Here is an 18,106-nt window from a genome sequence, read left to right on the forward strand (position 1 = left end):
GAAATTTGAGATTTAAGCACCTCGTACTGTGCAACGAAAATCGGAATCCCCTCTTTCCCCTTCCAAATAGCATAGTTCAAACAGAGCACCCATATTCCTTCCCAACTCACAGAGTTCCTTTGAACTCTGTGAAAATTAAATAAATCTAAACATTTAGAGGTAATATTATGGTTTGCCCAAGCTGGTTATCGCATTTCCAAAATTGCAATTGTCAATGGACTGAAGTAACAACAGAAGAAGCTTTCGAGATGACACAAAATACAGGTGGTACAGATGAGGAACCAAGTACTAGTGGAACAAGTCCTTCTGGAAAAACTCCTCCTATAACTTCCCAACCAGGTAAAATAAAAAAAGTAGAAAAACATTTTCAGTTTTCTACAGGAAATGAAGATAGTACTCTACAAACGATTCGGGATGCAGGAGAATTGCTCGACTCAGTCATATCGCATAGACGAACACAAAGATGTAGTGCGTTTTGTTATGATACCTGCTCAAGCGGATGCGAAAGGCATTGTGGATCTTTTGGAAGATTTATTTGTGGAATTTATAATGCTTGTTGTTTGGACGAAGATAACTCCTTCGTAGACTTTATCCAAGAATGCGAAGCAAACTACGGTCCTATTGCCGTTGCCTTGGCTGCTAAAAACGATCAGTATAACTTAATGGAGCTCGCTGAAAATAACACCAAATTTACTGAGGAAGAAAAAAATGAATTTAGACAAAAGTGTGAGGAATCTAAAAGTCAACTCTACGGGACTATGCTAAATCTTACTCAAAGCTTTTTCTTCGAAGGAGTAGGGAGCATTCAACAACGCGCTCCAAACGATCCACTAATCGAAACCATGCTCCAGTTTATTGCTGGAAAGTCTTGGGAAACAATATTGAAAGAAGAAGGAGCTGGAGCATCTTCTTCTCCTCAACAAAGTCCTAATTGTTACATTTTAAGCATCTCTCCTCTGACGACTCAGCCCCGTCCATCCTGTCTACCAAAAGATGCTCGACGACCATCTTACGCAACTGCATATGGTAAAGGGGGGGGGAGTATATAGCGAAAGGATATAACAGCAAAGGAGTGATAAAACAGTTAGCGAAAATCAACGTATACAACCTAAAAACCAAGGAGAGTGCACCTCTTGGTCATACTAGTTTCATAGTCGAGAAAATGCTTAAAAGTTTTCTCTTATTTGCAGCAGGAAGTGGGTCTACACTGCTAACAAACTCAGGTGGAGGAGTATACTATAAAGATAAAGATTTTCTTGCTATACTCATTCTACTAATATTCGCGCTTGGCTATTGCCCTACAAATCCTGACACGACGGGTACGATTATAGAGGAGGAGGAGGAGACACTCATGCAGCTTTTTGCTCGACTACAATATGCCTATAAAACAGGGAATGCTGCACCACCATCTCCAAAAAAGAAACGTACACTATTGAAACAGATGAGTATGGATGATTCGCGTAATCTAGAAGAAGAAGCTCTCGCATGCCTCGCAAAATTCCCTCAAGAGGAGGATGATGATGATGATGATGAACCAGGTAGTCCATCTTATCAACAGCATATCCTTGAGTGCTCGGGTCATTTAACTAGTCTCTTTTTAGGTATGAAGGGTGAGCAAAAATAAAGTTCGCATTTTTTGCCGCGACGCTTTTATTCTATATGCTTGAAGAATTCCAAAGCTCAGAAAAACATCTCGCGGCATTTCCTTTCTTAAAATCTTTAAGGCAAGTATCAAAACGTTGGGCACGAAGACAAAATTTAATTCAAAATCAACAAAGAAATTGACTAGAAATCTATAATTATTTTGAATCTTTGCTCTAAAAATAACCTCAACAAGAAAACCGTCATCAAGATTTGCTATTTTTCTTGTTTTACTTAAAGGTCTACTAAGAAATAATCATCCTTAAAACACTCTAAGATAATGTTTTAGAATTTTTTCCCAAAGAATCGGTCACTATAAAGATCAATACAACTTAATCTCACTAATGGAGAAACCCTATGACATGGCCATGTGGAAACCTAAATTGCTTCTATCGCGAACAACCACGACGCACACAAGAAGAAGATATTCCACTCCAAGAACAAGGGCAGTCTAGTAATCAAGGTCAACATACAATAACACAACAGCCTGGAAGCCAAAATCAGCGTGAAATGGGTTTTTCTATAGAACCGCCAGGGAATGTACTACATCTGGTAGAACAGGCAGGCAGTCTAGTTGAAAAACTCTTAGATAACGCTAGAATGCAGCGTCTAGGAAATTATTGTTATAGAACTGGGACACCTTGGTGCAAAACTCATTGTCCTAGTTTCCTGCAATGGATATGGGGAGGATGCTGCGCATGCTGCTTAGATACCGAAAATACTCCCGAAAATCCCCAAGCACAATTTCTCAAAGAGCTTGTAGAGAAATTCGGTCCTATTTGCGTTGGTATGGTTTTCCAGCAAACCCCAAATTGTGCAAATAAGATTGAGAAGGGCGAAAATCTGAGTCCTACAGAGCAAAAGATGCTTGAAGATCTTTGCAAATGTCAAATACAAGCACTAAAAAAAACACCACAAAAATGCATGGCTGAATCTATGGCGAAGGTTTTAGGAAACCAGGAGCTGGGCGAAGACATCCTCATCAAAGATTTGTTCTTTCAGTTATTTACAACTGTTATAGAAGCTAAAACTAAAGGCGCAGTTTCAACTAGCTCCCCTCCTAATTGTTGGATTCTACAGGCAAGTCCTACACTCCCATCCCCATCAGACGAAGAGCAGCTACAAGGCGCTGTAGGAGGCGCTCCCGCCTCTACAGAAGGTTCTGGAGATTGCCGTACTACATGCAAACTAAATTATAAAACCTTTTTAAGGAAATTATCCAGGTTAGAGGTCTTCAGCCTAGAATCTGGTTACACGGGTCCTTTAGGACAAGCTTCTATCTCTGTTCTTGATCTCATCAAAAAAACATTAAAACTTCTTGTTGGCCCTAATTCCAAGTTTTTCACCTTTCATGGTATAGGTTTGAGTTTAGAATCACATGTATTTGAAATCCTTGTCATTTTATGTCTTCTTGCACACGGGTATATTCCTCTAGATCCTCTAGACGAAAAACGGCCCTGCATTGACCCTGAAAAGGATGGTCCATGGCAAAAACGTCTTCAAGAATTATTAACAACGACTGAAAGAGGGAAAAAAAGTAGTTCGTTGGGTAGAAGTTTAGGCCTCCAGTCAGCTGCTTTTGGCCTAGGTCGTCGTCAAGTAGACGAAAGAGACGGTGATGGTCGTTTTTCGCATGGATCTCAGGGAGCTGGTCTAGGATTACCATTACCACCTGGCGAGGAAGAAGAAGAAGACGAGATCGATCCATGGTCTCCTGACAACCAACAAATGCTTTTACAAGGATCTCAAAAAGTTTCTTCCTGCTTCAAGTTAGGGTAAAAAGCACTATATCGTATCTGTTGGTCCAAATAGAGACCAGCAGACCCTAAGTTAGAAAACAGAAAACAACGATCCTAACCACCACAGAACAATTCCTCCCACAATGATGAGCCCTGCCCACCAGAGATTTGACCAGGAATGAATAGCTCTTTCAGGAGAATTCCTTCCGCCCATAGATTCAAGGTCCAAAAGCATTTCCATATTATGATCTGAAAACTCCTTAAAAATCTTCATGACATAAGGATGTTCCTTTAAAATAGAGTCTCCATCCAACCCAAGATACATAGCGTATTTCTTAATAAATCCCTGGGCATAAATTGGTGAAATCAGTTTTCCCAAATATCCCTGTTCGATAGCTTCTAAACAACAATATCGTATTGAGGTTGCGGCCTCTACGTCCTTTAATGATAGGGATTGAGACTCTCGTGATGTACGGAAAATTTCACCCAAATGTAGCAGTTCTTTATGTATGTGTTCTTGCATGAGATCGATTGTACCTATGTAGTATTTCTCTAAACCTTGAGACTTTAAAATACAGGTTATCCTACACTCTTGTATCTTTTGTCTCTCTCAGTTATTTGCAGAAATATACAAAATTATTGTTTAATTTGTACTTGGAACTTGTCCTAACTATACGGTATAGTACGCGAAAATAAAAATTATCAGCCATTCAAACCCTAGATTCCCATAACTAGGAACGAAGCAGTCTTAAATTTTTTCTATAATTTATAGGTAGATGTACTGCATGCCTCCACCATTTGTTGTTACTTTAACAACTTCTGCTCAAAATAGTTTAAGAGCTCAGCTCAAAGAAAAAGATTTTATCTTTTCTCAACCACAAAATACTGTATTTCAAGCGCGATCCAATACTGTTACCTGTACCCTGTACCCCTCAGGGAAACTCGTCATCCAAGGAAAAGGAACTCAGGAATTCATAGAGTTTTTCTTAGAACCAGAAATCCTGCATACCTTCACCCATGCAATCGTAGAAAAAGATCTACGCCCAAGATTGGGAGTTGATGAATCAGGGAAAGGAGATTTTTTTGGCCCCTTATGTATTGCAGGAGTCTATGCAGCTAATTCTGAGATTTTAAAAAAACTTTACGAGAACAAAATTCAAGATTCTAAAAATCTTAAAGATACGAAAATTATTTCCCTAGCACGTGTCATACGCTCACTATGTGTCTGTGATGTAATCATCCTATATCCAGAAAAATATAACGAGCTGTATGGAAAATTTCATAATCTAAATACACTTCTTGCTTGGGCTCACGCTACTGTTATCAACAACTTAGCACCAAAACCTTCAGGAAATACATTTGCAATTTCAGATCAGTTTGCATCTTCGGAACATACTCTACTGAAAGCTCTCCAAAAAAAAGAGACCGACATTACTGTAATACAAAAGCCCCGTGCAGAAGAAGATGTGGTCGTAGCAGCAGCCTCTATACTAGCTAGAGATGCGTTTGTCAATTCGATAAAGAAGCTAGAACAACAGTATCAAGTCGAACTTCCTAAAGGTGCTGGATCCAATGTTAAAGAAACAGGAAGACGCATCGCTAAGCAACGAGGAAAAGATTTATTAGCAAAAATCAGCAAGACGCATTTTAAAACCTTTGAAGAGATATGCGTGGGAAGATAGTCAAGCTACCGACAATTGTTAATCACAAGACAAAGAGCAAATCAACTCCATACTTGATTAAAGATCAATTAAGAAACGAGCTCTTCTTTACTCAAGTGTGTATTGTAGCGACGTTTGATTTTCTCTAAAGCAGCTTTAAACTTCTTAGAATCTCGGGGCTCTTCCATAAGATCAATATAGAGCACGCCATTAAGATGGTCAGTCTCATGCATAACAATACGTGCAATAAATCCTTCCAAGTGCTCGGTGAATATCTTTCCATTGAGATCCATAGCAGTGACTGTGATTTTCTGAGGGCGCAACACTTCTCCTCGCAGTCCAGGAATCGAAAGACACCCTTCTTTACCTATGACCAGGGTTTCAGAAGGATCTGATAGAACAGGGTTGATAAATACCCTTGGAGTCTCACAGAAAATCAGCTCCCCATCCTCAGTCTCTTTCTCTACACACATTACAAATAAACTGATATTTTTCCCTACTTGAGGTGCCGCTAAGCCTACACCCCGATGTGCTCCCATAGTATCACACATATCAATCACAAGATTGCGAATCTCGTCCGTAATCTCTGGAACTTGGGAAGATTTTTTCCTTAAAATAGGACTACCGTAATATTCTAAACGTCTAATCATAATTTGAACATGGGCTTGACTGGTTTCTGTAAAGAAACCTCATAACAAGCACTTGGATCTAAAATATTCCTTGTGTTGATAAGAATACTAATCTTTAGGCAAACAAAAGAACTTTTTAACCATAACAAGGACATAGGAACAAAAGACAGATTTTTGACTGTACACTCATATCTCATTTGAGAATAAAAACTCGCTAGCTTTATCATGACTCAATCTAGAAAAATACCTAGTCAAGCAAACAATAATCTAGGAGTTATTTTCTTCAACTCCCTCAGAAGAAGCTGGTTTCGGACTCTCTTCAGTAACAGGCAGTGAATTTTTTTTAGCATCTAACTTTTTTCCCAAGAGATTCGTTGAAAATGAAAGTAATAAACAGCCTATACAAAAAGCAACAGCACACCAGGAAGTCACTTTTTTCAAAATATCTGGAGTAGAAACGCCGAATACAGAATCTCCAGAATCCACGCCGAACGAAGAGCCTAACCCCATACTCTTACTCTCTTGAACCAAGATTAAGCCGCAAAGAACTACACATAGAAAAAGGAAGATGAATAAAAATGCGTAAAACAACACTGTCATGCCAATCTCCTTATTTAAAGATATTGATTCGGATACAAGACATTGAGGCACGCCCGACCCTTATTTTTTCTACTTCTCAATACTAGAAGAGTCTCTCTCCCAGCTTCATGTAGACTCAACCGAATACCCAAACACGAGCATTTGCCTAGCATTCTCTTAAAAAAACTAATTATTGACCATCTGAAAATTACTTCTATGTATTAGAGAGCTGTTTTCAATATACTACTTACTAGGGGGAATGCAATTAAAAGCCATCCCCAAAGAGTGGTCGAACCTTCTTTCGCATCCTGACGATTGTCCGTCATGTAACTAGCACCATACTCTGTTCTTTCGTTATCGTCCCCTACTCGAAATTGATCAAAGTTACTCTTTTCAGGAACCCCCTAAAAACAACCTAGGAGACCAAGAAAAAATCTCTTCATTCTCTCAAATTATAAACAAAAATTTTTAGCAATAGCAAAAAAACTTTGAGCTTCTAAAGAAGCTCCACCAACTAAAAGCCCATCAACATCACTACATTGACCTAATCCCTCGGCATTATCGACTTTCACGGATCCTCCATATAAAATCGAAGTCCCCTCAGCTACAACTTTAGAAAACCTTTCTTGCAATACTTTGCGACAAAACATATGAATGTTCTGTACATCAGAGATTGCTGCTACCCTACCTGTTCCAATTGCCCATACAGGCTCATAGGCAATCAAAAATTCGGAATTATTAGGAATCTGTTCCAAACCCAAAAGCAACTGTCTTTTGATTAACTCATGAGTCTTTCCTTCTTCACGAACTTCCAAGCTCTCTCCGATACAAAGAACGGGAACGAGTCCAGCCTCAGCAACAGCCTGTACCTTAGAAGCTATAAAGGAGTCGCTTTCTCCAAAAATATGACGACGCTCCGAGTGTCCTACCAAAACAAACTTCACTCCGATTTCTTTAAGCATAGGTAAAGAAATCTCTCCAGTAAAAGCTCCTGAAAGCTCTGGATATACATTTTGTGCTCCTAGCCAAATAGGAACGTCCTTAGTGTCTATTATCTTCTCAAAAGCACTCAAAGAGGTAAACGGAGGAGCAATACCCACAGTACAGGAGAGAGGCTCTCTTTGTAATAAGGAGGCAAATGTTTCGACATATCCCTCTGTCTCTTGTACTGTCTTGTGCATTTTCCAGTTCCCAAAAGCATAACGTTGTCTCGTCATCTTTTTCTCCTCATTCTCTCTGGATTCCATTAGTATACTTTCCCAACAGAATCAACAATTTTTTAATAGTTTTCTATCAGAAAATCTCTTACTCTAAATTCACTGAATTCTCTAGAGAGGCTTTCCTGTCATGTCATCGCCTCCACAGGCTGTTGCATCGTTAACTGAGCGTATTAAGACTCTTCTTGAGTCAAATTTTTGTCATATTGTAGTTAAGGGTGAACTTAGCAATGTCTCCTTACAACCCAGTGGTCATCTCTATTTCGGGATTAAGGATAGCAAAGCTTTTCTCAACGGTGCCTTTTTCCATTTTAAAAGTAAGTATTATGACCGCAAACCCAAAGACGGGGACGCTGTTATTATTCATGGAAAACTTGCTGTCTATGCTCCTAAAGGACAGTATCAGATTGTAGCTCACGCTTTGGTTTATGCTGGAGAGGGTGATCTTCTACAGAAATTTGAAGAAACTAGAAAGCGTCTTACTGCGGAAGGGTATTTCGCAACCGAAACAAAGAAAGCACTTCCTAGTGCTCCCAAATGTATTGGCGTGATTACTAGCCCAACAGGAGCTGTCATTCAAGATATCTTACGCGTACTTTCGCGGCGTGCTCTCAACTATAAAATTTTAATTTATCCCGTGACTGTTCAGGGAAGTTCAGCAGCTCATGAAATCTCAAAAGCAATTGAAGTCATGAACACCGAGAACCTCGCCGATATTCTTATTATTGCCCGGGGAGGAGGGAGTATAGAAGATCTCTGGGCATTTAACGAAGAAATTTTAGTTAAAGCAATCCATGCAAGCACGCTACCCATACTTTCTGCTGTTGGTCATGAGACTGATTATACTTTATGCGACTTTGCTGCTGATGTTCGTGCTCCTACTCCTTCTGCGGCCGCAGAAATGGTCTGTAAAAGTAGTGAAGAACAAGTTCAGATGTTCGAGGGATACCTACGCTATCTCCTCTCACACTCACGTCAATGCCTCGCATCAAAAAAACAACAACTGATTCCCTGGAAACGCTTTTTAGATCGTGCAGAATTTTATGCTACAGCACAACAGCAACTCGACTATACTGCAATCGCTGTTAAGAAAAGCATCCAAGGACAAATGAATGAAAGCAAAAAACGCTATGACAATATCTCACGATGGCTCAAAGGAGATCTTGTTTTTCGAATGACCTGCCGACTTCAAGATTTGCAGAAAATGCTTTTACAAGCCTTATCCTATAAATTACTTTCTATCCAAACACGTTGGCAACAAGTAAAGAAGGATCTTACACATGCTCGCCAAATCCAACAGTTATCAGAGAAAATATCTCCTTGGCGTCAACATCTTAACACTTTAATTTCACGACGTCTCCACTCTCAAAAAGAGGAGTATCTTCACAAGCATATGCTATTTAGGCATTCACAAAATGTTTTGGAGCAACAGCTTTCTAGCTATTTGCAGAATCTCCAACTGCTAGGCAAACGTCTATGGCGAGGATCTGTGCTAAATATACAAAACCAAAAAATCTTTTATGAAAATGTAAAGGAAACCTTAGCAACAACTTTAGAACGTCGTTACGAGAATTGTATTGCGCGTTATTCTGCATTGAAAGAACAACTTCATTCTCTAAATCCGAAAAACGTTTTAAAACGCGGATACTCTATGCTCTTTGACTTTAATGAAAAGTTCGCTATTATTTCCATAGACGACTTACAAGAAAATGCTCGTGTAAGGGTTCGGTTGCATGATGGCGAAGCCATTGTAACTTTGACAAATATTGAAGTTTGTAAACCTATAAAAGGCTAATCATGGAAGAGGTTCCCTTCGAAAACGCAATGCAACGACTAGAAGAAATTGTCGATCTAATGAATCAACCTACAACCTCTCTAGACAAATCTCTAGCACTATACGAAGAAGCTGATGCCTTAATGCGTATTTGTGAATCTCGCATTCAACAAGTAGAGCAAAGAGTTCGTGAACTGGCAGAAAAGCGTCATGAAAATTCTAACTCCGAGGAACAAACTCTAGCTAGGTAGTCTTATGGTAGAAACCCATCACGAAGACCCCTTTTTAAAAGAGTTATTTACCCTGCAACAATCCTTAGAGAACCTGACTGCTTTGAGTGATATTCTAGCTACATATGAGACAATGTTTTCTTTGATCTATGCAGGACTAAATAAAGCTTTAAGAAAAGATCAACAATGCTATCTTCTTTCTATTGACTCCAAAGGGGCACTCGTTAAAAGTCCTTCTGGAGATCCTATAGTACAAACATTTTCCATACATCCACATAACTAAGGCAATGACTTCGTCTCCTTTTCCTCTTTTAGATCAGATATTGTCTCCTGTAGATTTAAAGAAACTATCTATTTCTCAGCTTCCTGATCTAGCTGAAGAAATCCGTTATTGCATTATCTCTGTGTTATCACAAACGGGAGGGCACCTCTCTTCAAACCTCGGAATTGTAGAGCTTACTATAGCCCTACATTACGTTTTCTCCTCCCCTAAAGATAAATTTATTTTTGATGTGGGACATCAGACCTATCCTCATAAACTCCTGACAGGAAGAAATAACGAAGCATTTAACCGTATACGCAATGACAATGGTCTCAGTGGTTTTGTCAATCCTATGGAGGCTGACCACGATTTATTCTTCTCAGGACATGCAGGGACAGCATTATCTCTCGCTTTAGGGATGGCACAAACAACTCCTTTAGAATCACGCACACACGTGATTCCTATCCTTGGAGACGCTGCGTTCTCTTGTGGTCTCACTTTAGAAGCCCTAAACAATATTTCAACAGATCTATCGAAATTTATTGTTATTTTGAATGACAACAATATGTCGATATCTAAAAACGTAGGAGCGATGTCGCAAATCTTCTCCCGATGGCTACATCACCCCACAACGAATAAACTCACGAAGCAAGTGGAAAAGTGGCTAGCTAAAATTCCCCGTTATGGAAATAACTTGGCCAAGCATAGCCACAAACTTTCACAATGTGTTAGAAATCTCTTTTGTCCTGCTCCTTTATTCGAGCAATTCGGTTTGGCTTATATCGGCCCTGTAGACGGTCATAATCTTAAAAAGATGATTACTCTCCTTCAGACTGTTCGCAACCTACCCTTCCCCATTCTTGTCCATGTCTGCACAACTAAAGGTAAAGGCCTAGACCAAGCACAAAATAACCCTGCCAAGTATCACGGTGTAAGTGCGAACTTCAATAAATCAGAGTCAGCAAAATATCTTCCTATGATTAAACCGAAGCCTTCGTTCCCTGATATATTTGGCCAGACGATATGCGAACTTGGCGAGATTTCCTCTCGTCTTCATGTTGTGACTCCTGCAATGTCTCTAGGATCTCGTTTGGAAGGATTTAAACAAAAATTTCCAGAACGTTTCTTCGATGTAGGGATTGCCGAAGGGCATGCTGTAACCTTCAGTGCAGGTATTGCAAAGGCTGGCAATCCTGTGATCTGTTCTATATATTCTACATTTTTACACCGTGCTCTAGATAATGTTTTCCATGATGTCTGCATGCAGCATCTTCCTGTGATTTTTGCTATAGATCGTGCAGGACTTGCCTATAATGATGGACGCAGCCATCACGGTATCTATGACATGAGCTTTCTACGTGCCATGCCACAGATGATTATCTGTCAGCCACGGAGTCATGTGGTACTACAACAGATACTCTACTCTTCTCTACATTGGTCTTCTCCTTCTGCTATTCGCTATCCTAATGTCCCTGCCCCTCATGGAGACCCCCTCAATGGAGATCCAAATTTCTTAAGATCTCCAGGAAATGCTGAGACTCTCTCACAAGGTGAAGATGTTCTAATCATAGCTCTTGGCACGCTCTGCTTCACGGCCTTATCTATAAAACACCAGCTGCTTGCTTATGGCATCTCCGCAACTGTTGTAGACCCCATCTTTGTAAAACCTTTCGATAATGATCTTTTTAGCCTTCTGCTCATGAATCACTCTAAAGTGATCACGATAGAAGAGCATTCCATTCGAGGGGGATTAGCCTCAGAGTTTAATAATTTTGTAGCGATGTTCAACTTTAAGGTAGATGTTTTAAACTTTGCAGTTCCTGATACATTCCTATCACATAGCAGCAAAGATGTGCTCACAAAAACTATTGGCCTCGATGAGAGCAGTATAACCAACCGCATTCTTACACATTTTAATTTCAGATCAAAAAAGCAGGCTTTTGGAGACGCCAGAGTTTAATTTTCTTAGAAGAGAAAAGAAGCAAATTTTAATTAGCTCTTATCATATCGAAGAGAGCAAGATAATCGCTAAGGCTCAGTACTTCGGGCCGCACATTGAGAGAAAGACCTAATTGCTGTAGAGCTTGTCCCACTTGATCTTTAGGATAGAGACCTTTTAGGGTATTAGTCAGCACTTTTCGGCGTTGTTGGAATGCAGTTCGTGTTAAAGTAAAAAACACTGAGATCTCCTCTTCTGATAGAGGAAGCTCTTCTTTTACTTTCATATGAATGACTGCAGAATGCACTTTCGGCTTAGGATAAAAACACGAGGCAGTTACTTTGAAAGCATAGTGTATATCAGCAAAGAACTGCAAAAAAATAGTTAGAGACCCATAATCCTTACCTCCAGGCTGCGCTACAATACGCTGAGCAACTTCATCTTGCACCATAACAGTCACAGTTTTCCACAAATCTCGAGCTTCCAAAAACAACTTTGTAAGCAATGGAGTGGTAATGTGATAGGGAAGGTTTGCTACTACCCGACCTTTTCCAAGGGTCCTATATTCCTGAAGCTGATCTAATGAATATTTACAGGCATCGGTAATTTCTAAGCGGATAGGGAGCTCCTCTAAAGATTGTGCAAAGATAGGGTCTTTTTCAATAGCAATGAGCTGCGCTCCTGCACCTACGAGTTCTTCTGTAAGAGCCCCAAATCCTGGACCTATCTCCAATACCCAATCCCCAGGACCAACCTGAGATGTTGCCACAATCTTTCGGACAATATTTTGATCGACTAAGAAATTTTGAGACAGGCTTTTCTTTGGCTTATTCTGAATTTCAGAAAGAAAGCGCGTAAGTTGCGCAGGAGAACTTCGTGTCACTCAATCCCCTATAATAAGGAAAATAGAGGAGGCGCTTCTTTAGAAAGAAGTTTTGCAATCATAGAGGCATCATAGCCATAGCGCTTTCGCAATTTATCCTTATATTGCTTTTCTACACTCTCTGCTTCTAAAGCAAAAAGGTGTTGTTTGATCTTAGGCTCCATAACATCTAAAGGCTCTATGGAACCCGAAGTTTTGTCTAACAACATATAGAGTTTGTATCCCGACTTATGTGCCTTAGGGAAACCGCAGAGTTCTTTCGGGTAGCCAATCATACCTAATTCTTGCTTATGGCTTTCAGACAGTTCGCTATTCTCTCGAGAAAACTCTTCTGAGGCAATAAGTTGCCCTCCTCGAGAGATCACAAGAGCCGTTAAACGGTCTTTGTCCCAGCTCTTGGCCTCATTTAAACGAGCACGCACTTTGTCAGCAATCTGACTCGCCAAAGATTCTGTGTTTGCCTTAATCGTCAGCACGCGATATTTCCAGATAACTTTCCGAGAAGCCTCTTCTTCTAGCTGTTGGTAATATTCTCGGATTTTTCCAGGAGTCACCTTCAACATCACTTTAGAGCGCACCATCATGCCCATGACCCTTTGTGCTGTCAGAGTACGATCTATCACATTGAAAATATCATTGGCAGTCATTTCAAAATAAGCATACAGGGGAGAAAGATCCCTTCCGAACATCTCTTCAATTTCTTGGTTCACAGAGGTAGGGTCCGTAGCAATTCTCTTTTCCTTAGCATCGGCAACCATCAAAAACTCATCAATCACAGATTCAAGAACTACTGGCCACATAGCGGTATAGTATTGGGAGCGTGCTGGGAAAGAATCTATAAGATGAGGATAGGAGTTATAAAATAGTAAGTTTAATTTATGGATGACATCTAGGGTAGTAACTACACTCTCTTCATTCACCTTAAACAAAACGCGATCGTGGATCGCTAGACCTGAAGGGTCCGCTTCTTTAGATTCTAAAAAATTCTCGTATCCTGATGAAGTCACAGGAATCTCAGTTGCGTGTCCTGCGTGCATTCCTAATAATAAGCATCCGATACTTATTAAAACAACACCTCGCAGAGTCTGGTATAATTTCATGACTTCCTACCCTATAGATTTTGACCTGCCTAGGGACTTACTATAAGGAATTGTCATAATTTTGACCAATCAGAGAAGGTGTTTTCTTTCTAAAGAAGATTCAAAATTTTAATTATAGGAGTATCAGGAGGTTAGATAACTACGAAATGATGCTAAGTCTTTAAATTTTTTACATTGATCGACTTCTAAAACATAGATTGTCATTGCTGTGCCATCCCCCTTAGGAATGAGGCCATGCTCGTATTCTGGGAGCAAAGTTTCTAAAAGCTCTCGGTTATCCTGAGTCATCCAAATCAGAGATACATACGGAAGAAATAAACCCGAAAAACAATTCAAAACAGCGCCACGATCTTGCTGACTTCCCAAAGCAATTAAGACTTTTATGTGTTTCTTAGAAAAATAGTTCTGTGATGCAAGGAGCAATCCCAAAGAAGAGAACTTATGGGTATGACCATAGGCTTGGGCCAACTGCAAGATGTCTTCAGCATAAGTAAGATAGTGTTTTTTTTCTGTGATCAAGTGAAGCGAGAGTAGACACTGACATATCAGAGCGTTGCCTGATATTGTCTCTCCATCAGAGAGAGTGGATTGCTTGATCAGCAAGGTGCTATCTCGCCCATCAACACTATAAAATCCACCTTCTTCTGAGCGAAACGAGATCAGGACTTCCTTCATAAGCTCCTCAGCAAAACTCAACCAACGGGATCCACATCCTGATTGATAAAGAGCTAATACCCCTAAAATAAGAGCCCCATAATCTTCTAAACTCGCTCGATATTTTGCCTCTCCCTCTCTCCACCTCCGGTAAAGTTCGTGGTGCTTATAGAGAGAATTTCGGACAAACTCACCACATTTTTCACCTATCTCAATATACTCAAGCCCTCCAAGAAGACGGCCTGCGTGAACAAGAGTATAAATCATCCAACCATTGTTAAAAGCCAAAGATAGATCATCTTTAGAACGATGGGATCGTTTTTCTCTAATCCCTTTCAAAATTCCTTGAGATCTCTCTACAATATCTTCAATCGCCTCTACAGAACAATGATGTTTCTCTGCAAGCTCTTCTATATCCATAGATACTGGAATATGGAGTATATTTCTTCCGTTGAAGAAGCCTTCCCTAGAAATACCGTAGTAATCACAGAAAATTTCAGCATCTCCGCCCAAAGCACTGGTAATTTCTTCGCCAGACCACGTATAAAAATTCTGGCCTCCTGATCCCCAATTTTCGGCTTGCTCAGAGCTATAGAATGCACCAACCTCAGGACAGTATAATTCACTCAAGATGTAGGAAAGTATCTGCTTTCCTATAATGCGATATTCTTCTTTTCTGAGACATGCCCAAGCTTCTAAATAATTTAAAGCCATTAAGGCATTATCAATAAGCCGCTTTTCAAAAGCTGGGATCAACCACTTATCATCAATGGTATACGAATAGAATCCCCCACCAATGTGATCTCGGATTCCTCCTAAAGCGAGCATGCTCAAGGAGCGATCTACAAAAAATAAACCTCGGCTTTCCTGATGCTCGACACTATATCTTAGGAAAAATTGTAACAGTAGGCCTGGCAATCGTTTGGGAAATGCCTTCACTCCTCCGTAATGAGGATCAATATCTTGATACAGTGCTTCCGCAGTCCGCTTTAAAGAGCTCTCCTCTAGGATCTCTTTTCTTACACATCCCTCTAAAAACGAAGCGATCTCTATAACTTTCGTAGCCTGTTGGATGAGAGCTTCTCTCTCTTCAATATCTTCCCACATAAAATGAAGCTTATCAATAATCTGCGGAAATGAAGGAAGACCAAGTTTTCCTTCATTTCCCAAATAATTTACAGAGAAAAAAGGCAGAAGATCGGGAGTAAGAAAGACGTTTAAAGGCCATGAAACAGATTCTTGGTGATCTCCAGAAACTGAAAGCATCTGAGCAAGATCACTATAGAGCTTGGCTACATAGGGAAGTTCTTCTTTGTCTACTTTTACATTGACGAAATATTCATTGAGCATAGCAGCAATTTCAGGATTTGTATAGCTCTCTTGCAACATCACCTGACACCATCTGGAATGCTTGCAGCCTATAGAGAGGAAGATGGGCTTATTCTCAATAGCTGCAATATGAAAAGCCTCGGCTCCCCAGGGATACCAGTTCACAGGAGTGTGAGCATAAAGAAGCAAATATGGAGATTTCTCTGTGATTAGCTTATTCGTATATAGAGGCTCAGGCATAGTAAAAATAAAAAAGTAAAAGTCTATAATCTATTTTAAATAAAAACCTCGGCTTTTAATACACATTTAACAAAGCTTGCAATAAATAATATTGTTAACTATTTTATAAAAAAAGAGTTAAAATCACTTAAACTACCGCAATTAAAATTAGATAAAAAACACCCCAAGACAGTTCTATAAACAAGAAGACCTTGTCTCACGTAATGCTTGCCTAGCACCCCTATACCTCTATCATTGCTATCAATCTTCCTTTCAAATTAGCTTGCTTAACTTCATAATACTTATCACATAGCAGCGCTATGCAAAGAAGAGCTCCTGACTACCACATATCATCTCGAAATCCTAGCGCATGCTGATCTATATATTCATCATCCCATGTCTTGTACTCAGAGCTGTTCTAGCAATTATCAGGCTGATAAGAGGAAGACAAAAGAACAAGATTCTTAGAGGGAAAAGATATAAATGTTCTTTGGCAAACACAAAAACAAACTTCTGGCTGAAGGAACAAGAAAAAAGGTAGCAAGCATCTCTTACAGCTAAGACTTCCTCACAAATATTTAAACTACTTCAATTAAAAGATATAAAAATAAAAAACGTCTGTTTAGAAGAAAATCTAAAGAAATTAGAAGAAGAAGAACTTCGCCTTGCTTCTCTGAAACTTCAAGCAATTCAACAGCGTGTGGAAAATCTCAAACCAAAACCAACAACTTCGCAAGAACCACCCCAACCAAAGCACAGTAGAAAAAAGAGGTAAGGCATCCTTATGTTCTTAGTCGATCCTATGGATGTATTTTATAACCAACACCTTTTTGAAAGTCCAAGGCACTTTAACTTAAACCGTACTTGCTTCTGTTCAACCTATTGTAAAGAAAAGCCTTTCCTATTTTAAAAAATAGGAAAGGCTTTCTTCAGAGCATAAAACAAAAACTGTTTCTAGAATCCATGCGTGTAGCCTAACTCAAACCCTGTATTGTAGGCCAAGTGGCTGCACTGTGGTTTCATCTTTCCTTTTGTTGTTGAAGTACATTGCGAATAACAATTCTGAATCACTTCGCTAACTTGAAAAGTGAACGCAGCATTTTTAGCAATAATAAAACTTTCTCTGGCACTCAAGCTAAAAAATGCAGTATCTTTTGAGGATATTGGCATCTTATGGGGCTCTCGACTGCCATGAGAGAGTACCGAACCTATCCTTGGAGCTACATGCATATCAATACTGAAATCATGACGTCCTGATGGTGAAGTTATTTCGTAACGAACTCCTATAGGCAGACTTATTATAGAATAATATGTGTCATTCCCTGAGGTTGCACTTCGAGACGGTTCTCCAGAAATACATCGAAATTTACTATAAATAAGAAGTTCCTGAGATGCTTTATTATTATAATCACGCAGACAACTTGTAGAAAGTATAGGACAAGCGATACCGAAATCTCCTAAACATGTGATGTACATATGATTGAAATCAATGTTTATGAAACTTAAGTCTGAACTCTTCTTAAAATCTCTTCTCACATCTGATGTTAATCTTAAAAAGAAAAGTAAAGGACGTTTTCTTCCTACGATATACTTCATAAATCGCAATGGTTTTGTAACCATGCTACCATGGACGGAAATGATTGAAGATGTCGCACGAGTTCTGTGAGTATCAGCAACATCTTTAAGGCGTCCTTGTAGAAATCCTGAAGTTATACCTATTTCATAAGAATCCCATATTTTAGATCTAAAACCAACTAGATACCCGCATGCAGTATAACGGAAAGGTTCCGAGCCTTCAGCATCACATTGAGATTTAGATTTTGTGAAGATTGTAGATCCCCAAAGCTCTCTTGAAAAATTTTTAGATAATATTTGCGAATCTAAGAAATTACTAATTGCACAAAGATTACCTATTGAACTTTGAGAACTTAAAGACTCAAGAGATGCTTTTCTCTGAGGCACTACATTTGAAATTGTTACAGACACATCTTCTGCTAATGAGGGATGCAAATCATCCCTGCTTACTACTTCTTTTGTTTCCTCTGAAGAAACAAAAATTTCGGCAGCACCCAACACTGTTTGGGCCATCGAGAATAAAACAAGACAACGAATAGAAAATTTTATCATAAACACTTAAAACTGAAGTTATTTCGAGGTAGTGATACAACATGATGAGGAAATCGGTAAAGAGCTTTCTTTTTTTTTCTTGCATTATATTTTATTTTTTTTATGAAAAAATGTTCAAAATAA

General features: G+C 39.4%; 16 protein-coding genes. 8 read left to right on the plus strand and 8 right to left on the minus strand.

The window, feature by feature from the left end; translation table 11 throughout:
• Window positions 1–167: 167 nt before the first annotated feature.
• From CMV32_RS05540 to CMV32_RS00985, 3 genes are all read left to right on the plus strand, one after another.
• On the plus strand, window positions 168–1,049 hold the full coding sequence (locus CMV32_RS05540; protein WP_239923124.1) for a hypothetical protein: 882 nt from the start codon (window positions 168–170) through the stop codon (window positions 1,047–1,049).
• Window positions 1,050–1,162: 113 nt separating this feature from the next.
• A complete protein-coding gene (locus CMV32_RS05545) occupies window positions 1,163–1,624 on the plus strand; it encodes a hypothetical protein (protein ID WP_239923125.1) in 462 nt (153 codons plus the stop codon).
• A 374-nt stretch (window positions 1,625–1,998) separates the two neighbouring features.
• Window positions 1,999–3,420: a hypothetical protein gene (locus tag CMV32_RS00985; RefSeq protein ID WP_100934082.1), complete on the plus strand. Its 1,422-nt coding sequence runs from the start codon at window positions 1,999–2,001 to the stop codon at window positions 3,418–3,420.
• Window positions 3,421–3,471: 51 nt separating this feature from the next.
• Here CMV32_RS00985 and CMV32_RS00990 read toward each other — a convergent pair whose 3' ends face one another.
• Window positions 3,472–3,903, minus strand: coding sequence for a helix-turn-helix domain-containing protein (locus tag CMV32_RS00990; RefSeq protein ID WP_100934083.1), 432 nt, complete (start codon window positions 3,901–3,903; stop codon window positions 3,472–3,474).
• A 262-nt stretch (window positions 3,904–4,165) separates the two neighbouring features.
• On the opposite strand from CMV32_RS00990, the gene rnhC reads away from it, so the two are divergent.
• Window positions 4,166–5,062: a ribonuclease HIII gene (gene rnhC / locus CMV32_RS00995; protein ID WP_100934084.1), complete on the plus strand. Its 897-nt coding sequence runs from the start codon at window positions 4,166–4,168 to the stop codon at window positions 5,060–5,062.
• A 68-nt stretch (window positions 5,063–5,130) separates the two neighbouring features.
• Here the strand turns inward: rnhC and def are convergent, their stop codons facing one another.
• The 3 genes from def to tpiA form a co-directional block, all read right to left on the minus strand.
• A complete protein-coding gene (gene def, locus CMV32_RS01000; protein ID WP_100934085.1) occupies window positions 5,131–5,691 on the minus strand; it encodes a peptide deformylase in 561 nt (186 codons plus the stop codon).
• Between the two features lie 246 nt (window positions 5,692–5,937).
• The gene (gene secG / locus CMV32_RS01005) at window positions 5,938–6,270 is read right to left on the minus strand and encodes a preprotein translocase subunit SecG (protein WP_192940627.1); all 333 of its coding nucleotides are present in this window, start codon (window positions 6,268–6,270) and stop codon (window positions 5,938–5,940) included.
• A gap of 431 nt (window positions 6,271–6,701) precedes the next feature.
• Window positions 6,702–7,466 (minus strand): triose-phosphate isomerase, encoded by a 765-nt coding sequence (gene tpiA, locus CMV32_RS01015; protein ID WP_100934086.1) that lies wholly within the window; start codon window positions 7,464–7,466, stop codon window positions 6,702–6,704.
• Window positions 7,467–7,596: 130 nt separating this feature from the next.
• On the opposite strand from tpiA, the gene xseA reads away from it, so the two are divergent.
• Genes xseA through CMV32_RS01035 form a run of 4 tightly spaced genes read left to right on the plus strand, consistent with a single transcriptional unit; the run spans window position 7,597 to window position 11,692 of the window.
• Window positions 7,597–9,261, plus strand: a complete 1,665-nt coding sequence (xseA, locus tag CMV32_RS01020) for an exodeoxyribonuclease VII large subunit (protein ID WP_100934087.1) — start codon at window positions 7,597–7,599, stop codon at window positions 9,259–9,261.
• A gap of 2 nt (window positions 9,262–9,263) precedes the next feature.
• Entirely contained in the window at window positions 9,264–9,491 is a 228-nt protein-coding gene (locus tag CMV32_RS01025; protein ID WP_100934088.1) for an exodeoxyribonuclease VII small subunit, read from the plus strand.
• 4 nt (window positions 9,492–9,495) lie between these two features.
• The gene (locus CMV32_RS01030) at window positions 9,496–9,753 is read left to right on the plus strand and encodes a hypothetical protein (protein WP_100934089.1); all 258 of its coding nucleotides are present in this window, start codon (window positions 9,496–9,498) and stop codon (window positions 9,751–9,753) included.
• A gap of 4 nt (window positions 9,754–9,757) precedes the next feature.
• Window positions 9,758–11,692, plus strand: coding sequence for a 1-deoxy-D-xylulose-5-phosphate synthase (locus tag CMV32_RS01035; RefSeq protein ID WP_100934090.1), 1,935 nt, complete (start codon window positions 9,758–9,760; stop codon window positions 11,690–11,692).
• Between the two features lie 28 nt (window positions 11,693–11,720).
• On the opposite strand, the gene rsmA is transcribed toward CMV32_RS01035, so the two are convergent.
• From rsmA to CMV32_RS05550, 4 genes are all read right to left on the minus strand, one after another.
• Entirely contained in the window at window positions 11,721–12,554 is an 834-nt protein-coding gene (gene rsmA, locus CMV32_RS01040; protein WP_100934091.1) for a 16S rRNA (adenine(1518)-N(6)/adenine(1519)-N(6))-dimethyltransferase RsmA, read from the minus strand.
• Between the two features lie 8 nt (window positions 12,555–12,562).
• Window positions 12,563–13,654 carry a hypothetical protein gene (locus tag CMV32_RS01045; protein WP_100934092.1) on the minus strand — a complete coding sequence of 364 codons (1,092 nt, stop codon included), beginning with the start codon at window positions 13,652–13,654 and terminating at the stop codon, window positions 12,563–12,565.
• A 123-nt stretch (window positions 13,655–13,777) separates the two neighbouring features.
• A complete protein-coding gene (locus tag CMV32_RS01050; protein WP_100934093.1) occupies window positions 13,778–15,877 on the minus strand; it encodes a thioredoxin domain-containing protein in 2,100 nt (699 codons plus the stop codon).
• Between the two features lie 933 nt (window positions 15,878–16,810).
• Window positions 16,811–17,983, minus strand: coding sequence for a hypothetical protein (locus CMV32_RS05550; RefSeq protein ID WP_239923126.1), 1,173 nt, complete (start codon window positions 17,981–17,983; stop codon window positions 16,811–16,813).
• Between the last annotated feature and the right edge of the window lie 123 nt (window positions 17,984–18,106).

Origin of the sequence: Candidatus Chlamydia corallus, assembly GCF_002817655.1 — a bacterium.
Classification (GTDB): Bacteria; Chlamydiota; Chlamydiia; order Chlamydiales; family Chlamydiaceae; genus Chlamydia; species Chlamydia corallus.

What these genes read in the sequence shown, in the direction of transcription:
- secG (WP_192940627.1), bottom strand. Translation starts at nt 6,270, where the DNA reads ATGACAGTGTTGTTTTACGCATTTTTATTCATCTTCCTTTTTCTATGT.
- CMV32_RS01035 (WP_100934090.1), top strand. Translation starts at nt 9,758, where the DNA reads ATGACTTCGTCTCCTTTTCCTCTTTTAGATCAGATATTGTCTCCTGTA.
- CMV32_RS01030 (WP_100934089.1), top strand. Translation starts at nt 9,496, where the DNA reads ATGGTAGAAACCCATCACGAAGACCCCTTTTTAAAAGAGTTATTTACC.
- CMV32_RS05540 (WP_239923124.1), top strand. Translation starts at nt 168, where the DNA reads ATGGTTTGCCCAAGCTGGTTATCGCATTTCCAAAATTGCAATTGTCAA.
- CMV32_RS01050 (WP_100934093.1), bottom strand. Translation starts at nt 15,877, where the DNA reads ATGCCTGAGCCTCTATATACGAATAAGCTAATCACAGAGAAATCTCCA.
- CMV32_RS01025 (WP_100934088.1), top strand. Translation starts at nt 9,264, where the DNA reads ATGGAAGAGGTTCCCTTCGAAAACGCAATGCAACGACTAGAAGAAATT.
- CMV32_RS01045 (WP_100934092.1), bottom strand. Translation starts at nt 13,654, where the DNA reads ATGAAATTATACCAGACTCTGCGAGGTGTTGTTTTAATAAGTATCGGA.
- rnhC (WP_100934084.1), top strand. Translation starts at nt 4,166, where the DNA reads ATGCCTCCACCATTTGTTGTTACTTTAACAACTTCTGCTCAAAATAGT.
- CMV32_RS05545 (WP_239923125.1), top strand. Translation starts at nt 1,163, where the DNA reads ATGCTTAAAAGTTTTCTCTTATTTGCAGCAGGAAGTGGGTCTACACTG.
- tpiA (WP_100934086.1), bottom strand. Translation starts at nt 7,466, where the DNA reads ATGACGAGACAACGTTATGCTTTTGGGAACTGGAAAATGCACAAGACA.
- CMV32_RS00985 (WP_100934082.1), top strand. Translation starts at nt 1,999, where the DNA reads ATGACATGGCCATGTGGAAACCTAAATTGCTTCTATCGCGAACAACCA.
- CMV32_RS00990 (WP_100934083.1), bottom strand. Translation starts at nt 3,903, where the DNA reads ATGCAAGAACACATACATAAAGAACTGCTACATTTGGGTGAAATTTTC.
- CMV32_RS05550 (WP_239923126.1), bottom strand. Translation starts at nt 17,983, where the DNA reads ATGATAAAATTTTCTATTCGTTGTCTTGTTTTATTCTCGATGGCCCAA.
- def (WP_100934085.1), bottom strand. Translation starts at nt 5,691, where the DNA reads ATGATTAGACGTTTAGAATATTACGGTAGTCCTATTTTAAGGAAAAAA.
- xseA (WP_100934087.1), top strand. Translation starts at nt 7,597, where the DNA reads ATGTCATCGCCTCCACAGGCTGTTGCATCGTTAACTGAGCGTATTAAG.